Origin of the sequence: Pantoea nemavictus, assembly GCF_037479095.1 — a bacterium.
Classification (GTDB): Bacteria; Pseudomonadota; Gammaproteobacteria; order Enterobacterales; family Enterobacteriaceae; genus Pantoea; species Pantoea nemavictus.
In genome coordinates this window covers 3329210-3345960 of sequence record NZ_JBBGZW010000001.1, presented here as the reverse complement: position 1 = coordinate 3345960, position 16751 = coordinate 3329210, and the positions used below count along the sequence as shown (strand labels likewise).

Genomic DNA, 16751 nt, shown 5'->3' with positions numbered 1-16751 from the left:
GAAATAAAAACGCCATGAGCGACGACCATTCTCAAAACAGCGACGCACCCAGTAGTAAAAAGGGATTTTTCTCCCTGCTAATCAACCAACTGTTTCACGGTGAGCCAAAAAACCGTGATGAACTGCTGGGGTTAATCCGCGATTCTGAGCAGAAAGAGCTGATCGACCAGGATACCCGCGACATGCTCGAAGGGGTGCTGGATATTGCCGAACAGCGCGTGCGGGACATCATGATCCCACGCTCACAAATGATCACACTGAAACGCAACCAAACTTTGGAAGAGTGCCTGGCGGTGATTATTGAATCTGCGCATTCACGTTTCCCGGTGATCAGCGAAGACAAAGATCATGTTGAAGGCATATTGATGGCCAAAGACCTGCTGCCGTTTATGGCGAGCGCGTCTGAGCCGTTCAGCATGGAAAAGGTGCTGCGCACCGCCGTGGTGGTGCCTGAAAGCAAGCGCGTTGACCGCATGCTAAAAGAGTTCCGCTCGCAGCGTTATCACATGGCAATTGTCATTGATGAATTTGGTGGCGTCTCTGGTCTGGTGACCATCGAGGATATTCTTGAGCTGATTGTTGGCGAAATTGAAGATGAGTATGACGATGAAGAAGGTCGTGATATTCGCCAGCTCAATCGTTACACCTACACCATGCGTGCTTTAACGCAAATTGAAGATTTTAACGAAGTCTTTGGCACCGATTTCAGCGATGACGAAGTCGATACCATTGGCGGATTGGTCATGCAGGGATTCGGCCACCTTCCCGCTCGCGGCGAAAGTATTGTCATTGATGGTTATCAGTTCAAAGTCGCAATGGCTGACAGCCGCCGTATTATCCAGGTGCATGTAAAAATTCCGGAAGACTCACCCCAACCGCAACTGGAAGACGAATAATTTTATGGCTTTAGCCTCTCTATACTCGCAGCAGCGGGTACGCCTGCTGCTGGCGTTAATTATGGGTGCCATTGGCACCCTTTCCTTTTCTCCCTACGATTTCTGGCCCGCTGCGTTAATTTCGCTGTTTGGTCTGCAACTGTTGCTGCTGGAACGCCGCACTGCACAGGCGGCGGCCATTGGCTTCATCTGGGGATTTGGACTGTTTGGTAGCGGCATCAATTGGGTCTACGTCAGCATTGCCACATTCGGTGGCATGCCCGGCCCGGTTAACATCTTCCTGGTGATTCTGCTGGCGGCCTATCTGTCGCTTTATCCGCTGCTGTTCGCCAGCTTACTTAACCGTTTCTGGCCACGCGCAACGCTATGGCGTTTGGCGTTGGCAGCACCGGCTTTATGGCAAGTTAGCGAATTTCTGCGCGGCTGGGTTCTCACCGGCTTTCCGTGGCTGCAGTTTGGCTACAGCCAGATTGACGGCCCGCTGAAGGGGTTAGCGCCGTTAGCCGGGGTAGAAACCATTACCTTCCTGCTGATGGTTATCGCCGGCCTGCTGGTTCACGCGTTACATCACCGCACGGTAAAAAGTTTAATAGCCGCCGCGTTACTGCTGTTGCTGCCGTGGCCACTGCGCATGCTGCAGTGGTATCAGCCGCTGCCGGAACGTAGCGTTGATGTCGCCATGGTGCAAGGCAACATTCCACAGTCGATGAAGTGGGATCCCCAGCAGTTACTGAATACGCTGCGCGTCTACACCTCATACAGCCAGCCGTTTATCGGTAAAGCACCGATCATCATCTGGCCGGAATCAGCGATTACCGATCTGGAAAGCAACCAGCAGCCGTTTCTGCGTGCGCTGGATGCTGAACTGCGCGCACGCGGCAGTTCACTGATTACCGGTATCGTGGATTCGCGCGTGGAAGGTGATAATCGCTATCACGACTATAACTCAGTCATTGTATTGGGTGGCGAACAGCCTTACAGCTATCAAAACCAGAACCGTTATCAGAAAAACCATCTGGTACCCTTTGGTGAATTTGTACCGCTGGAGGAGCTGCTGCGGCCATTAGCTCCATTCTTCGATCTCCCGATGTCATCCTTTAGCCGTGGCGCCTATGTTCAGCCGCAGCTGAAAGTGTCGGGTTATAACCTAACCAGCGCTATCTGCTATGAAATCGTGCTGGGGGAACAGGTTCGAGCCAACTTCCGTCCGGATACCAATTTCTTGTTGACGGTCTCTAACGATGCCTGGTTCGGCCATTCGATCGGGCCATGGCAGCATTTCCAGATGGCGCGCATGCGTGCGCTGGAGCTGGGACGTCCGCTGCTGCGTTCCACCAACAATGGCGTTACCGCGGTAGTAAACGCCAACGGCGAGGTGGAGAAGGAGCTGCCACAGTTCACGCGCGACGTTCTGGAAGCCAAAGTGACACCAACCAGCGGTGTAACACCGTATGCCAAAGCGGGTATCTGGCCAGTATGGATTCTGACGTTGATTGGCATCGTGGTAGCGATTTTGCGCCGTCGTCACTAATCCGATTGCTATCACGACAGGCGAAGTAAACACTTCGCCTGTTTTATCCGCTGTTTTCTCTCTCTTCCGCCCCGCTTTCCCCGATTCTCTGCTGTCTTTTTACAGATATTCATCGTGCTGGCACGATCATTGCTATTTATTTCAGTGATTTTCGCAAACATTGGCTTTTGTCAGCGTATTGCAACCTTCACGCACTAATTTGTGGCATTGATGTGCACTCTGTTAGCGCATCAGGAAATTTTTGCCTTTTATTGGTGCGGAGCGGCTCGCAAAAAAGAAACTTTTTTGTTTCATTGCGTTAACAATTCGCTATGTTAATCACTATCCTGCGTGCAGTTGCGCTATGGGATAACTAAAAAAGCAGCACGAAATACACACAACATCACAATCTGCGCAGTTTATGTTCTGCGCGACATCCATACGAAGGAGTTGGAACATGCAGATACGCAAAGTGGCATTATCTCTTTTGCTGTTGGGAGCAGCAGCGGGAGCGGCCCAGGCGGAAGATCTCACCGGTACCCTGAAAAAAATCAATGATAGCGGCGTGATCGTCGTTGGGCATCGTGAGTCGTCAGTTCCCTTTTCTTACTATGACAACCAGCAAAAAGTGGTTGGCTATTCACAGGATTACTCAAACGCCATTATTGCCGCCATTAAGGCCAAGCTGAATAAGCCGGATCTGCAGATTAAAATGCTGCCTATTACCTCACAGAACCGTATTCCGCTGTTGCAGAACGGCACTTATGATTTTGAGTGTGGTTCTACCACCAACAACCTTGAGCGTCAGAAACAAGCGGCTTTCTCTGACACCGTGTTCATCATCGGTACGCGTCTGCTGGTGAAAAAAGGCGGCGACATCAAAGATTTCGATGATCTGAAAGGCAAAACCGTTGTGGTGACTTCAGGTACCACCTCTGAAGTGCTGCTGCACAAGCTGAACGATGAGAAGAAAATGGATATGCGCATCATCAGCGCAAAAGATCATGGTGATTCTTTCCGTACGCTGGAGACCGGTCGTGCTGTGGCCTTCATGATGGATGATGCGCTGCTGGCGGGTGAACGCGCGAAGGCCAAGAAGCCTGACAACTGGGATATCGTTGGCACGCCGCAGTCGAAAGAAGCTTACGGCTGCATGCTGCGCAATCAGGATCCCCAGTTCAAACAGCTGATGGATGAAACTATTGCCAAAGCACAAACCTCGGGCGAAGCGTCAAAATGGTTTGAAACCTGGTTCAAACAGCCAATTCCACCGAAAAATCTGAACCTGAACTTCGAACTTTCAAGTGACATGCAGGCCCTGTTCAAAGCACCGAACGATAAAGCCCTCTGAATTAACAACGACAACAAGGGCAGCCCCGCTGCCCTCTCGATTGCTGAACATGCGGTGCGGACAGACAGACTGTAACAGGCCGTTCCCCTGAAGCAGGACGTAAGACACCGCTCAACAATCTTATGGGTAGCCTCGCTACCCTTTTTTTACCGGAGCTCGTTATGGGTATCGATTGGAACTGGGGCATTTTTCTTGAACAGGCCCCGTTCGGCAATACGACTTACCTTGGCTGGCTGTGGTCCGGATTTCAGGTCACCATTGCGGTGTCCTGCTGCGCCTGGATTATCGCCTTCCTGGTAGGTTCCTTCTTTGGCATTCTGCGTACCGTGCCCAACCGCCTGCTGGCGACGATTGGCACCTGCTACGTGGAACTGTTCCGTAACATCCCGCTGATTGTGCAGTTCTTCTTCTGGTATCTGGTGGCGCCAGAGCTGGTCGGGGAAAACCTTGGCATGTGGTTTAAAGCGGAGCTAGACCCCAATATTCAATTCTTCGTTTCATCCACGATTTGCCTTGGCTTGTTCACCGCAGCACGTGTCTGTGAGCAGGTGCGCGCGGCGATTCAGTCGCTGCCAAGTGGTCAGAAAAATGCGGGCTTAGCGATGGGGCTGACACTGCCGCAAACCTATCGTTATGTGCTGCTGCCGAATGCATATCGCGTGATTGTACCGCCGATGACTTCGGAAATGCTCAACCTGGTGAAGAACTCGGCCATCGCCTCAACCATCGGTCTGGTGGATATGGCGGCGCAGGCGGGCAAGCTGTTGGATTACTCCGCCCATGCCTATGAATCCTTTACCGCCATCACCCTGGCGTACGTCGGCATTAACCTGGTGATCATGCTGATTATGAGTGTGGTAGAACGCAAAATCCGCCTGCCTGGCAATATGGGAGGCAAATAATGTACGAGTTTGATTGGAGTTCGATTGTTCCCAGCCTGCCTTACTTATGGAATGGGTTGATCATTACCTTCAAGATCACCGCGATTGCCGTGGTATTTGGCATTATCTGGGGCACAATTTTGGCGGTGATGCGCTTGTCGCCGATTGCGCCGGTGCGCTGGTTTGCCAAGCTTTACGTCAACCTGTTCCGCTCCGTGCCGTTGGTGATGGTGCTGTTATGGTTCTATTTGGTCGTGCCCGCGTTCCTGCAACAGGTGCTGGGCTTATCGCCTAAATCGGATATCCGCCTGATCTCCGCCATGGTGGCATTTGCGTTATTTGAGGCTGCGTACTATTCGGAAATTATCCGCGCGGGCATCCAGAGCATCTCGCGCGGTCAATCCAACGCCGCACTGGCGCTGGGCATGACGCATTGGCAATCGATGAAATTGATCGTGCTGCCGCAGGCGTTCCGCGCCATGGTGCCGCTGTTGCTGACGCAAGGTATTGTCCTGTTCCAGGATACCTCGCTGGTATATGTATTGAGCCTGGCTGACTTCTTCCGCACCGCCTCTACCATTGGTGAGCGCGACGGAACCCAGGTTGAGATGATTTTGTTTGCCGGTCTGGTCTACTTCGTGATCAGCCTGAGTGCTTCGCTGTTGGTTACCTATCTGAAAAGAAAAAGGACGGTTTAAATGATTAGCCTGAAAAATGTTTCGAAGTGGTATGGGCACTTTCAGGTGCTGACCGACTGCTCCACCGAAGTAAAAAAAGGTGAAGTGGTGGTGGTCTGCGGTCCGTCTGGCTCAGGTAAATCAACGCTGATTAAAACCGTCAACGGTCTGGAGCCGATTCAAAAAGGCAGCATTCAGGTGACCGGCACCGAAGTGAATAACAAAAAAACCAACCTCGCCCAGTTGCGTAGCAAAGTGGGCATGGTGTTTCAGCACTTCGAACTGTTCCCACATCTCAGCATCATTGAGAATCTGACGCTGGCGCAGGTCAAGGTGCTGAAGCGGGATAAAGCAGCATCGCGCGAGAAAGCGCAGAACCTGCTAAAACGCGTAGGGCTGGCAGCGCACGCCGATAAATTCCCGGGGCAGCTTTCCGGTGGTCAGCAGCAGCGTGTAGCGATCGCCCGTGCATTGTGCATGGATCCGGTAGCAATGCTGTTTGATGAGCCGACGTCTGCGCTTGATCCAGAAATGATCAACGAAGTGTTAGACGTAATGGTTGAGTTAGCGAATGAAGGTATGACCATGATGGTGGTGACGCATGAAATGGGCTTTGCGCGTAAAGTCGCTAACCGCGTGATCTTTATGGATGAAGGGAAAATTATTGAAGACACCAATAAGGATGACTTCTTTAACAATCCGCAATCCGATCGTGCGAAAGACTTCCTGGCGAAGATCCTGCACTGATTAGCGCAATAAATTGCGCCGCTGCGTTATCTGCTTGCATAGCGGCGCGATTTTTTATGCAATTTTAAGGTTCAAATGGCTGACGCTGGAACTGATCGTGGCCACACTCCGGGCAGCGCGTTAAGCTCTCTGGCGTATAAATCGCCCGCGTGAAGCCGCACTTCTCGCAGACTAAATTCCCCAAGCCGACCACTTCACCGCTCTGGTAAACGCCGTGATGACGGAGATCCTGAAACACTTCGCGCCACTCTAACTGGCTTTTATCAGTGATATCCGCCAATTCTTTCCACAGGCTCTCACGAATCACCCGTAAAAACACCGAATCGCCGACCACATCAGAAGACTCCTGATAGCTCAGCGCAAACTCATGCAAATCGCGCCGTACGGCACGCATCACTTCATTTACCTCGGCGGGCGACAGCGTCTTCTTCGCCAGCAAACTTTGCCGTGCCTCCGCGACCAGTGCATCAACATCACGCTCGCCATGATCCAAACGTTGGGATAATGCTTCAATCGTTGCACGGTATTCCTGCGCCACGTTATTCATTTTGTTCTCCTTTCCGCTACGGGTGCTGCAGTTAAGTTTAGCTGCTTTGGCACATTTGCAGCGCTGACAACGGGAGAAATCACAAAAGGGTGAAAGCGGCGGCGCATTCAGCAGAAATCCGGTTTGCAGGGGCGTGAAAAGTTGTTGAGGCGCAGCCTTATGGGTATGCTATGCGGATCTATGCTTAGCGATTTTCGATTTTCACAAAGGACCACAGGCAGCCATGCAAGAGCAATACCGCCCGGAAGAGATAGAAACCCGCGTCCAACAACACTGGGACGAAAACGAAACCTTTAAAGTGACCGAGCAGGAAGGCAAAGAGAAGTATTACTGCCTGTCCATGCTGCCCTATCCTTCTGGTCGCCTACACATGGGCCACGTGCGTAACTACACCATTGGCGATGTAATTGCGCGTTACCAGCGCATGCTTGGCAAAAACGTGTTGCAACCCATCGGTTGGGATGCATTTGGTCTGCCGGCGGAAGGCGCCGCGGTGAAAAATAACACTGCCCCTGCACCGTGGACTTACGACAACATCGCCTATATGAAGAACCAGCTGAAACTGCTGGGCTTTGGCTACGACTGGAGCCGTGAACTGGCGACCTGCCAGCCAGAATACTACCGCTGGGAGCAGTGGTTCTTCACTAAGCTGTATGAAAAAGGCATGGTCTATAAGAAGACCTCTGCGGTGAACTGGTGCCCGAACGATCAGACGGTGCTGGCCAACGAGCAGGTTATTGATGGCTGCTGCTGGCGTTGCGACACCAAAGTTGAGCGCAAAGAGATCCCGCAGTGGTTTGTGAAAATCACCGCTTATGCGGAAGAGCTGCTCAACGATCTTGATACGCTTGAAGATTGGCCGGAACAGGTCAAAACCATGCAGCGTAACTGGATTGGCCGTTCAGAAGGCGTGGAAATCACCTTTGATGTGGTTAATAGCGCTGAGAAGCTGACCGTTTACACCACGCGTCCAGACACCTTCATGGGTGCAACTTATTTGGCTGTTGCCGCAGGTCACCCGCTGGCACAGCAAGCTGCCGCCACGAATCCCGCTTTGGCTGAATTCATTGATGAATGCCGTACCACCAAAGTCGCCGAAGCAGACATGGCAACGATGGAGAAGAAAGGCGTGGCCACCGGCCTGTCTGCAATCCATCCGTTGACCGGTGAAGAGATCCCGGTGTGGGTCGCTAACTTCGTGCTGATGGAATACGGCACCGGTGCGGTAATGGCCGTTCCAGGTCACGATCAGCGTGACTGGGAGTTCGCCACCAAATACAACCTGAACATTAAGCCTGTCGTGCTGAACCTCGACGGTTCCGAGCCGGATCTGAGTGCCGCAGCGATGACCGAGAAAGGCTCGCTGTTCAACTCTGGCGAGTACAACGGTTTGGATCATCAGGCGGGCTTTAATGCTATCGCCGACGCGCTGGCTGCCAAAGGCGTCGGTGTGCGTAAAGTTAATTACCGTCTGCGCGACTGGGGCGTTTCCCGTCAGCGTTACTGGGGCGCACCGATTCCAATGGTGACGCTGGAAGATGGCACCGTCATGCCTACGCCAGAAGATCAGCTGCCGGTTATCCTTCCTGAAGACGTTGTCATGGATGGTATTACCAGCCCAATCAAAGCCGATCCTGAGTGGGCCAAAACTACCGTAAACGGCCAGCCAGCGCTGCGTGAAACCGACACCTTTGACACCTTCATGGAGTCATCGTGGTATTACGCACGCTACACCTGCACCAATTACAACGAAGGCATGCTGGATCCGGCGGCAGCGAACTACTGGCTGCCGGTCGATCAGTATGTTGGCGGTATCGAACACGCCATCATGCATCTGCTGTACTTCCGCTTCTATCACAAGCTGCTGCGTGATGCGGGCTTGGTGAACTCGAATGAGCCGGCTAAACGCCTGCTGTGTCAGGGCATGGTTCTGGCCGATGCGTTCTACTATATCGGCGTGAACGGCGAGCGTAACTGGGTGTCTCCGGTAGACGTGACCGTTGAGCGTGATGAAAAAGGCCGCATTGTTAAAGCCACCGATACTGAAGGCCGTGAAGTGGTATACGCAGGCATGAGCAAAATGTCGAAGTCGAAAAATAACGGCATCGATCCACAGCTGATGGTTGAACGCTACGGTGCGGATACTGTACGCCTGTTCATGATGTTCGCTTCCCCGGCAGAGATGACGCTGGAGTGGCAGGAATCGGGCGTTGAAGGCGCCAACCGCTTCCTGAAGCGCGTGTGGAAGCTGGCTTACGAACATGTTGCCAAAGGCGCGACCGTTGCCCTGGACGTAAATGGCCTGAATGACGAGCAGAAAGCGCTGCGTCGCGATCTGCACAAAACTATCGCCAAAGTGGCCGATGATGTGGGTCGTCGTCAGACGTTTAACACCGCTATCGCGGCTATCATGGAGCTGATGAACAAGCTGATCCGTGCGCCACAGGAAAGCGAACAAGATCGTGCACTGCTGCAGGAAGCACTGGTGGCGGTGACTCGTCTGCTTTATCCGTTTACCCCGCACGCCAGCTACGTGCTGTGGCAGGCGCTGGGCGGCGAAGGCAGCATTGACGAAGCGAGCTGGCCGGTTGCCGATGAAGCCGCTATGGTGGAAGACTCGCTGCTGGTGGTGGTTCAGGTCAATGGCAAAGTGCGCGGCAGAATTACCGTTGCGCCGGATGCAACGCAGGAGCAGGTGCAGGCGCGTGCTGCACAGGAGCATTTGGTGGCAAAATATCTGGAAGGCGTCACCATTCGTAAAGTGATTTATGTCCCTGGCAAACTGCTTAACCTGGTTGTGGGTTAAGTTCAGGAGGAACTGTGCGACAACTGATTATCAGGCTGTTTGTCCTGCTTGCGGTAATGATTACCGCAGGCTGTGGTTTTCACCCGCGCGGCACCACGGCGGTGCCGAGTGAAATGAAAACGCTCATCGTCCAGACCGGCGATCCCTATGGTCCACTGGCGCGCGCCGTGCGCCAGCAGCTGCGTATCAACAATGTGAATATTGTTGAAGACAGTGATGAGGCTAGTGCTAAGTATCCAACGCTACGTCTTGGTTCAGCAAGGCAAGGACGAGATACTGCATCAGTGTTTATTAGCGGTACCACCGCGGAATATTCTCTGGTGATGACAGTGACGGCGCAGGTTCTGCTGCCGGGTAAAGGCATCTACCCGATTAGCACTACCGTGTATCGCTCTTTCTTCGACAACCCGAACGCCGCACTGGCGAAGGATGCCGAGCAAGATATGATTGTGCAAGAGATGCGTCAGCGTGCCGCCGAACAGTTAGTACGTAAACTGCTGACTGTGCATGCCGCACAGATAAATAACAAACAAACGTTGCCAGAGCCTGACGTGATTTTGCCGGGAGAAAACTCACCGGAAGTGTCATCTTCGTCAGCTACCAGTCTGCAATGATCAGGATTTATCCTGAACAACTGAGCGCGCAGCTTCGTGAGGGGCTGCGCGCCTGTTATTTTCTTACCGGCAACGAACCGCTGCTGATACAGGAAAGCGCTGATGCAATTCGTGTCGCTGCAACAGCGCAAGGATTTGAAGAGCATTTCAGCGTCACTCTTGATGCACAAACTGACTGGGATGCGATCTTCGTCAGTTGCCAATCGCTTAGCCTGTTTACCCAACGCCAAACGCTAACCCTGCAGCTGCCGGAAAACGGCCCTAACGCCGCCATCGCCGAGCAGTTGGTGAAGCTGGCGACGTTGTTGCACAGCGATATTTTGCTGGTGTTGCGGATGGCTAAGTTAACCAAAGCGCAGGAGAACAGCGCCTGGTTCAAAGCCCTGAGTGCGCATGCCGTGCTGGTGCCATGCCAAACGCCTGAGCAAGCACAGCTGCCGCGTTGGGTTGCCAGCCGTGCCAAAACGATGAAGCTCAGCGTCGATGATGCCGCAATCCAGCTGCTCTGCTACTGCTACGAAGGCAACCTGCTGGCATTGGCCCAAGCGCTGGAACGTTTATCGCTACTGTGGCCAGATGGCAAATTGACCTTGCCGCGCGTGGAAGCCGCCGTTAACGATGCCGCGCACTTTACCCCGTTTCACTGGGTTGATGCGCTACTGGCAGGGAAAAGTAAACGTGCCCTGCATATTCTGCATCAGTTGGAGAAAGAGGACAGCGAAGTCGTTATTCTGCTGCGTACGTTACAGCGCGATTTGCTGACCTTATTGCACCTGCAGCGTAATCAGGCGAAACAAGCACTGCGTACGTTGATGGATCAGCAACGAATCTGGCAAAACCGCCGCGCACTGTTTACCGAAGCACTACAGCGTCTTGATGCACGTCGTTTGCAGCGTGCGGTGCAGCTGCTGGCAGAGCTGGAGCTCAGCATGAAGCAGGATTACGGGCAAAATCTATGGCCACAGCTGGAAACGCTGTCGCTGCTGCTGTGCCACCGCGATTTCCCCTTGAGCTTTACCGATGTCTAAACTCTATGCCCTGTTTGGCGGCACCTTCGATCCGATTCATTATGGTCATCTGCGCCCGGTAGAAGCTCTGGCACAGCAGGTCGGTTTGAAGAAGGTGACGCTTTTACCGAACAATGTGCCGCCGCATCGTCCGCAGCCTGAGGCCAGTGCGCAGCAGCGTGTTGAGATGTTGCGCTGTGCTATCGCTGACCGCCCCTTGTTTGACATCGATACACGCGAGCTGGAGCGTGAAACACCCTCATGGACCGTCGCCACGCTGGAAGCACTGCGTGCCGAGCGTGGAGCAAAACAGCCCCTGGGGTTTATCATTGGTCAGGATTCTCTGCTAACGTTAGGCAAATGGCATCGCTGGCAGGAGTTGCTGTCGCTGTGTCATTTACTGGTTTGCCAACGTCCGGGTTACGCCACGCAGATGGACACGCCACAAATGCAGCAGTGGCTTGATGATCATCTTGCCGATGATGCGCAGCAGCTGCATCACTCACCCGCAGGAAAGATTTGGCTGGCTGATACGCCGCTCCTTAACATCTCAGCGACTGAGATTCGTCAACGTCGCCATGCGGGCGCTTCCTGCGCGGATTTACTGCCTGAGGCGGTCATCGGCTATATCAATAGCGTTGGCTTATATCGCAGCTAAAGGTGGCATGCTATACTACGCCGCTTCATTTTCGGCTACCTTTCTCGAATCGCTAGCCCGTCCGTAATCACCTGTTTTTAAGGGGAACCTTTTGCAAGGTAAAGCACTCCAAGAGTTCGTTATTGATAAGATTGATGATCTCAAAGGCCAGAACATTATTGCTATCGATGTTCAGGGCAAATCCAGCATCACCGATTGCATGATTATTTGCACCGGTACTTCAACGCGTCACGTCGCCTCAATCGCCGATCACGTGGTGCAGGAATCACGCGCTGCGGGTCTTAAGCCGCTCGGTGTTGACAGTAAAACTGCCTCTGATTGGGTGGTGGTTGACCTCGGTGACGTGATTGTACACGTGATGGAAGCAGAGAGCCGCCAGCTGTACGAGCTGGAAAAACTCTGGAGCTAAGCCTTGAAACTGCAGCTTGTGGCCGTCGGCACCAAAATGCCCGACTGGGTTCAGACCGGTTTCATGGAATATCTGCGCCGCTTCCCAAAGGATATGCCGTTTGAACTGACCGAAGTGACTGCCGGTAAACGCGGTAAGAACGCTGACATCAAACGCATTCTGGAAAAAGAAGGTGAAGCGATGCTGGCCGCGGTGGGCAAAGGCAATCGCATTGTTACGCTGGATATTCCAGGACAGCCGTGGGAAACCCCACAGCTGGCGCAGCAGCTGGAACGCTGGAAGCAGGATGGCCGAGATGTCAGTCTGTTGATCGGTGGTCCGGAAGGACTGGCGCCGGCATGTAAAGCGGCTGCCGAGCAAAGCTGGTCACTGTCAGCATTAACGTTGCCACATCCGCTGGTGCGTGTGCTGGTAGCGGAAAGCCTGTATCGTGCCTGGAGCATCACCACGAATCATCCTTATCATCGTGAATAAACGCCTGACAACCCCCAGACAATAGATGTAGCGGATGAAATTACAGAGCAACGCCTTTCGCGATTACACTGCCGAACAGAAACTCTTTGTCCGCCGAGCGTTGGTGGCGTTTTTTGGCATTCTGCTGCTCTCCAGCGTACTGGTGGTCAATATGTACCACCTGCAAATCCTGCGATTTGATGATTACAGCACCCGATCGAATGAAAACCGTATCAAGCTGGTGCCTGTGGCGCCGAGCCGCGGCATTATCTTCGATCGCAACGGCGTGCCGCTGGCGCTGAACCGCACCATCTATCAGGCTGAGCTAATGCCGGAAAAGGTCGAAGATCTTAAGCAGACGTTACAGAACCTGCGCCCGGTGTTAGATCTGACCGATGACGATATCGATGCCTTCGAAAAGGAGCGCAAACGTTCGCGACGCTTCACCTCTATTCCGGTAAAAATTGGTTTGAATGAGGTACAGGTGGCGCGTTTCGCGGTCAATCAGTACCGTTTTCCCGGCGTGGAAGTGAAAGGCTATCAGCGCCGCTACTATCCTTACGGGCAAACGCTAACGCACGTCGTTGGCTACGTATCGAAGATCAACGATCGCGACGTCACGCGCCTCGATCAGGAAGGCAAATGGCCAAACTACGCTGCAACGCATGATATCGGCAAGTTGGGCATTGAAAACTATTACGAAGATGTACTGCACGGCAAAACCGGTTACGAAGAGGTTGAAGTCAATAACCGCGGCCGCGTGATACGTCAGTTGCATGAACAGTCACCACAGGCCGGCCGAGATATCTACCTGACGGTTGATCTCAAACTGCAGCAGTATATCGAAACCTTACTGACCGGCAGCCGCGCGGCGGTCGTGGTCAGCGATCCGCGTACCGGTGAAATTCTCGCCCTGGTTTCGACTCCCAGCTACGACCCGAACCTGTTCGTCGACGGGATCACCAGCAAAGATTACAAAGCGCTGTTAAGCGACGAAAACCGTCCCCTGTATAACCGCGCGCTGCAAGCCTCCTATCCGCCCGCTTCCACCGTTAAACCTTACGTCGCGGTATCTGCTTTAAGCGCTGGCGTAATCAACCGCAATACCAGCCTATTCGATCCCGGCTGGTGGCAACTGCCAGGTTCAGAAAAGCGCTACCGTGACTGGAAAAAATGGGGCCACGGCCGCCTGAACGTCACGAAATCACTGGAAGAATCAGCGGATACGTTCTTTTACCAAGTCGCTTACGACATGGGCATCGATCGTCTGTCAGAATGGATGACCAAGTTCGGCTATGGGCACCGCACCGGTATCGACCTGCCGCAAGAGAGCGCGGGCAACATGCCAACGCGTGAATGGAAACTGAAGCGCTTTAAGAAACCGTGGTATCAGGGTGACACTATTCCCGTAGGGATTGGCCAGGGTTACTGGACCGCGACGCCGATACAAATGAACAAAGCGATGATGATTCTGATTAACGATGGCGTGATTAAAGTGCCACATCTGCTGCGCGCGACCCGTGAAGGTCAGACCATGGTGCCGTATCGCCAGGTACCTGATGCGCCGATTGGCGACATTCATTCCGGCTACTGGGAAATTGCCAAAGATGGCATGTATGGCGTGGCCAACCGCGCCAACGGTACCGCGCATAAAAGCTTTGCCGATGCGCCCTACAAAATCGCGGCGAAATCGGGTACTGCGCAGGTCTTCGGCCTTAAAGAGAATGAGACCTACAACGCGCACAAGATTGCTGAGCGTCTGCGCGACCATAAATTAATGACCGCTTACGCCCCGTACGATAAGCCGCGCGTAGCAGTCACCATGATTCTGGAAAATGGCGGTGCGGGTCCGGCAGTGGGCACCGTGATGCGCCAGATTCTCGACCACATTATGTTAGGCGACAATAATACCGTGCTGCCAGAAGCGGCGCCGACGCCGCCCGGCTACGAAGGTGAATAAAGATGTCCATGAACGATAATCCGCAGAAAAGATCGATCTGGACGCGCATCCATATCGACCCGCTATTTATGCTGATCATTCTCAGCCTGCTGACGTACAGCGCTATCGTTATCTGGAGCGCCAGCGGACAGGATCCAGGCATGACCGAACGTAAATTCGGCCAGATTGCCATGGGCATTGTCATTATGCTGGTGCTGGCGCAGGTGCCGCCGCGCGTTTATGAAAGTTGGGCGCCCTACCTCTACATTGTCTGCGTGATATTGCTGATTGCGGTGGATGCCTTTGGCCATATCAGTAAAGGGGCGCAGCGCTGGCTCGACCTCGGCTTCGTGCGTTTTCAGCCCTCGGAAATCGCTAAGATTGCCGTGCCGCTGATGGTGGCGCGCTTTATCAACCGCGATGTTTGTCCGCCGACGCTAAAAAATACCGGTATCGCGTTAGTGCTGATTTTCATGCCCACGCTGTTAGTGGCGGCGCAGCCTGACCTGGGTACTTCTATTCTGATCGCCGCTTCAGGCCTGTTTGTGCTGTTCTTATCCGGCATGAGCTGGAAACTGATTGGCATTGCGGTGCTGCTGGTGGCGGCCTTTATCCCGATTCTGTGGTTCTTCCTGATGCACGATTATCAGCGCGACCGCGTCATGATGCTGCTGGACCCGGAAAGCGATCCGCTCGGTGCCGGATATCACATCATTCAATCAAAAATTGCCATCGGCTCAGGGGGCTTGCGCGGTAAGGGTTGGCTGCACGGCACCCAATCGCAGCTGGAGTTTTTGCCTGAACGTCACACCGACTTTATCTTTGCCGTACTGGCGGAAGAGCTCGGCCTGGTTGGCGTGTTGTTATTGCTGGTACTCTATTTGCTGCTGATCATGCGCGGCTTGATCATCGCCGCGCGCGCGCAAACCACCTTTGGCCGCGTGATGGCCGGCGGTTTGATGCTGATTTTATTCGTTTATGTTTTCGTTAACATTGGCATGGTAAGTGGTATCTTACCGGTGGTTGGCGTACCGCTACCGCTGGTCAGTTACGGCGGATCGGCATTGATTGTGTTAATGGCTGGATTTGGCATCGTGATGTCGATCCATACTCATCGAAAAATGTTATCTAAAAGCGTTTAAGAGGCTGCACATGCGTAAGGACTGGCTTGGGGTTGCACTGGCATCATTGGTACTGGCTGCCTGTTCCACACCGGAACCGCAAAATAATACTGCGCCCCCGCAACCGGCCTACAACGGCCCGGTAGTGGAAATTCCTGGCGTGGAACCGCGTTATGAACCGATCAATCCCTCTACCAGCCAGGATTACAGCGTCAACGGTAAAAATTACCGCGTGATTAAAGATCCGTCGAACTACAGCGAAGTCGGCTTAGCAACCTGGTATGGCGATGAAGCGCAAGGTAACCGTACCGCGATCGGAGAAACCTACGATCCGGAAGCCATGACGGCTGCGCACCCTACTTTGCCGCTGCCAAGCTATGTGCGCGTCACTAACCTCGCTAATGGCCGCCAAATTGTGGTGCGTGTCAACGATCGCGGTCCTTACACGCCGGGCAGAATTATTGATCTGTCGCGCGCAGCGGGCGACCGCCTGAATATCTCCAACAATACCCGCGTACGAGTGGACTACATTAAAGTCGCGCCGGATGGTTCCGTTTCGGGTCCTGGCTCCATCGGTACTACCGTCGCTAAGCAGAGCTACGCCCTGCCCGCGCGTCCAGACCTCGGCGGTGGCATGGTGATGATGGGCGGTAGCGCCAATACTACGCCAGCGCCTGCCCCGCAAGATGTGCGCGCCGTTGATAACAGCACGCTGCAGAATAATGGCGACATGGGTGCGCCAGTCCAGAGCAGTGGTTTTCTCGGTGCGCCGCAGCCGTTAGCAAATGGCGTGCTGGAAGGCAACGAGCCTGCAGCGTCGCCAGCATCGACAACGCCTGTCGCCCCAACAGCGAGCGCCGCGCCGGCTACCCGCCAGAATGCTCATGCGGGCAGCGGTTATGTGGTACAGGTGGGTGCGATTAACGATCCGGTCCGCGCGCGTCAACTGGCGGAAAGCCTTGGTAAGCGCTTTGGCGTGCCGGGTGCGGTTGAAGCGAATGGCAGCGTCTATCGCATTCAGCTAGGTGGTTTTAACAGCCGCGCTGAAGCGGCGGCACTGCAGCAGCGCCTGAACACCGAAGCGCAAATGAGTTCATTTATCACCACTGCCCGCCCGTCAATGTAACGGTCAGTG

At 53.8% G+C, this 16751-nt stretch carries 16 protein-coding genes; 15 read left to right on the top strand and 1 reads right to left on the bottom strand.

Annotated elements, in window-relative coordinates:
* Positions 1-14 precede the first annotated feature (14 nt).
* The 6 genes from corC (at position 15) to WH298_RS15280 (ending at position 6062) form a co-directional block, all read left to right on the top strand.
* A complete protein-coding gene (gene corC / locus WH298_RS15305) occupies positions 15-896 on the top strand; it encodes a CNNM family magnesium/cobalt transport protein CorC (protein WP_049850895.1) in 882 nt (293 codons plus the stop codon).
* Positions 897-900: 4 nt separating this feature from the next.
* Complete coding sequence (gene lnt, locus WH298_RS15300) at positions 901-2427, top strand: apolipoprotein N-acyltransferase (protein ID WP_180823252.1); 1527 nt, start codon at positions 901-903, stop codon at positions 2425-2427.
* Between the two features lie 436 nt (positions 2428-2863).
* The gene (locus WH298_RS15295; protein ID WP_007890687.1) at positions 2864-3757 is read left to right on the top strand and encodes a glutamate/aspartate ABC transporter substrate-binding protein; all 894 of its coding nucleotides are present in this window, start codon (positions 2864-2866) and stop codon (positions 3755-3757) included.
* 161 nt (positions 3758-3918) lie between these two features.
* Positions 3919-4659, top strand: coding sequence for an amino acid ABC transporter permease (locus WH298_RS15290; protein WP_007890688.1), 741 nt, complete (start codon positions 3919-3921; stop codon positions 4657-4659).
* Positions 4659-5336, top strand: a complete 678-nt coding sequence (gltK, locus tag WH298_RS15285) for a glutamate/aspartate ABC transporter permease GltK (protein ID WP_007890689.1) — start codon at positions 4659-4661, stop codon at positions 5334-5336. Before WH298_RS15290 ends, gltK begins: the two co-directional genes overlap by 1 nt.
* Positions 5337-6062 (top strand): amino acid ABC transporter ATP-binding protein, encoded by a 726-nt coding sequence (locus WH298_RS15280; RefSeq protein WP_007890690.1) that lies wholly within the window; start codon positions 5337-5339, stop codon positions 6060-6062. It abuts the gene before it with no gap.
* Positions 6063-6126: 64 nt separating this feature from the next.
* Here the strand turns inward: WH298_RS15280 and WH298_RS15275 are convergent, their stop codons facing one another.
* On the bottom strand, positions 6127-6609 hold the full coding sequence (locus tag WH298_RS15275) for a zinc ribbon-containing protein (protein WP_007890691.1): 483 nt from the start codon (positions 6607-6609) through the stop codon (positions 6127-6129).
* A 223-nt stretch (positions 6610-6832) separates the two neighbouring features.
* Here WH298_RS15275 and leuS point away from each other — a divergent pair, with 223 nt between their 5' ends.
* The 9 genes from leuS (at position 6833) to rlpA (ending at position 16742) form a co-directional block, all read left to right on the top strand.
* Complete coding sequence (leuS, locus tag WH298_RS15270; RefSeq protein WP_180823251.1) at positions 6833-9415, top strand: leucine--tRNA ligase; 2583 nt, start codon at positions 6833-6835, stop codon at positions 9413-9415.
* A 14-nt stretch (positions 9416-9429) separates the two neighbouring features.
* A complete protein-coding gene (gene lptE / locus WH298_RS15265; RefSeq protein WP_049850892.1) occupies positions 9430-10029 on the top strand; it encodes an LPS assembly lipoprotein LptE in 600 nt (199 codons plus the stop codon).
* Positions 10026-11057: a DNA polymerase III subunit delta gene (gene holA / locus WH298_RS15260; protein ID WP_180823250.1), complete on the top strand. Its 1032-nt coding sequence runs from the start codon at positions 10026-10028 to the stop codon at positions 11055-11057. The genes lptE and holA overlap by 4 nt, the downstream gene beginning before the upstream one ends.
* Positions 11050-11694, top strand: coding sequence for a nicotinate-nucleotide adenylyltransferase (gene nadD / locus WH298_RS15255; RefSeq protein ID WP_007890695.1), 645 nt, complete (start codon positions 11050-11052; stop codon positions 11692-11694). The genes holA and nadD overlap by 8 nt, the downstream gene beginning before the upstream one ends.
* 91 nt (positions 11695-11785) lie before the next feature.
* Positions 11786-12103 carry a ribosome silencing factor gene (rsfS, locus tag WH298_RS15250; RefSeq protein ID WP_007890696.1) on the top strand — a complete coding sequence of 106 codons (318 nt, stop codon included), beginning with the start codon at positions 11786-11788 and terminating at the stop codon, positions 12101-12103.
* Positions 12104-12106: 3 nt separating this feature from the next.
* A complete protein-coding gene (rlmH, locus tag WH298_RS15245; protein WP_007890697.1) occupies positions 12107-12577 on the top strand; it encodes a 23S rRNA (pseudouridine(1915)-N(3))-methyltransferase RlmH in 471 nt (156 codons plus the stop codon).
* Between the two features lie 34 nt (positions 12578-12611).
* Positions 12612-14516: a peptidoglycan DD-transpeptidase MrdA gene (gene mrdA, locus WH298_RS15240; protein ID WP_007890698.1), complete on the top strand. Its 1905-nt coding sequence runs from the start codon at positions 12612-12614 to the stop codon at positions 14514-14516.
* A gap of 8 nt (positions 14517-14524) precedes the next feature.
* Entirely contained in the window at positions 14525-15637 is a 1113-nt protein-coding gene (gene mrdB, locus WH298_RS15235) for a peptidoglycan glycosyltransferase MrdB (protein WP_036621577.1), read from the top strand.
* Positions 15638-15647: 10 nt separating this feature from the next.
* Complete coding sequence (rlpA, locus tag WH298_RS15230) at positions 15648-16742, top strand: endolytic peptidoglycan transglycosylase RlpA (protein ID WP_180823249.1); 1095 nt, start codon at positions 15648-15650, stop codon at positions 16740-16742.
* Positions 16743-16751: the final 9 nt, after the last annotated feature.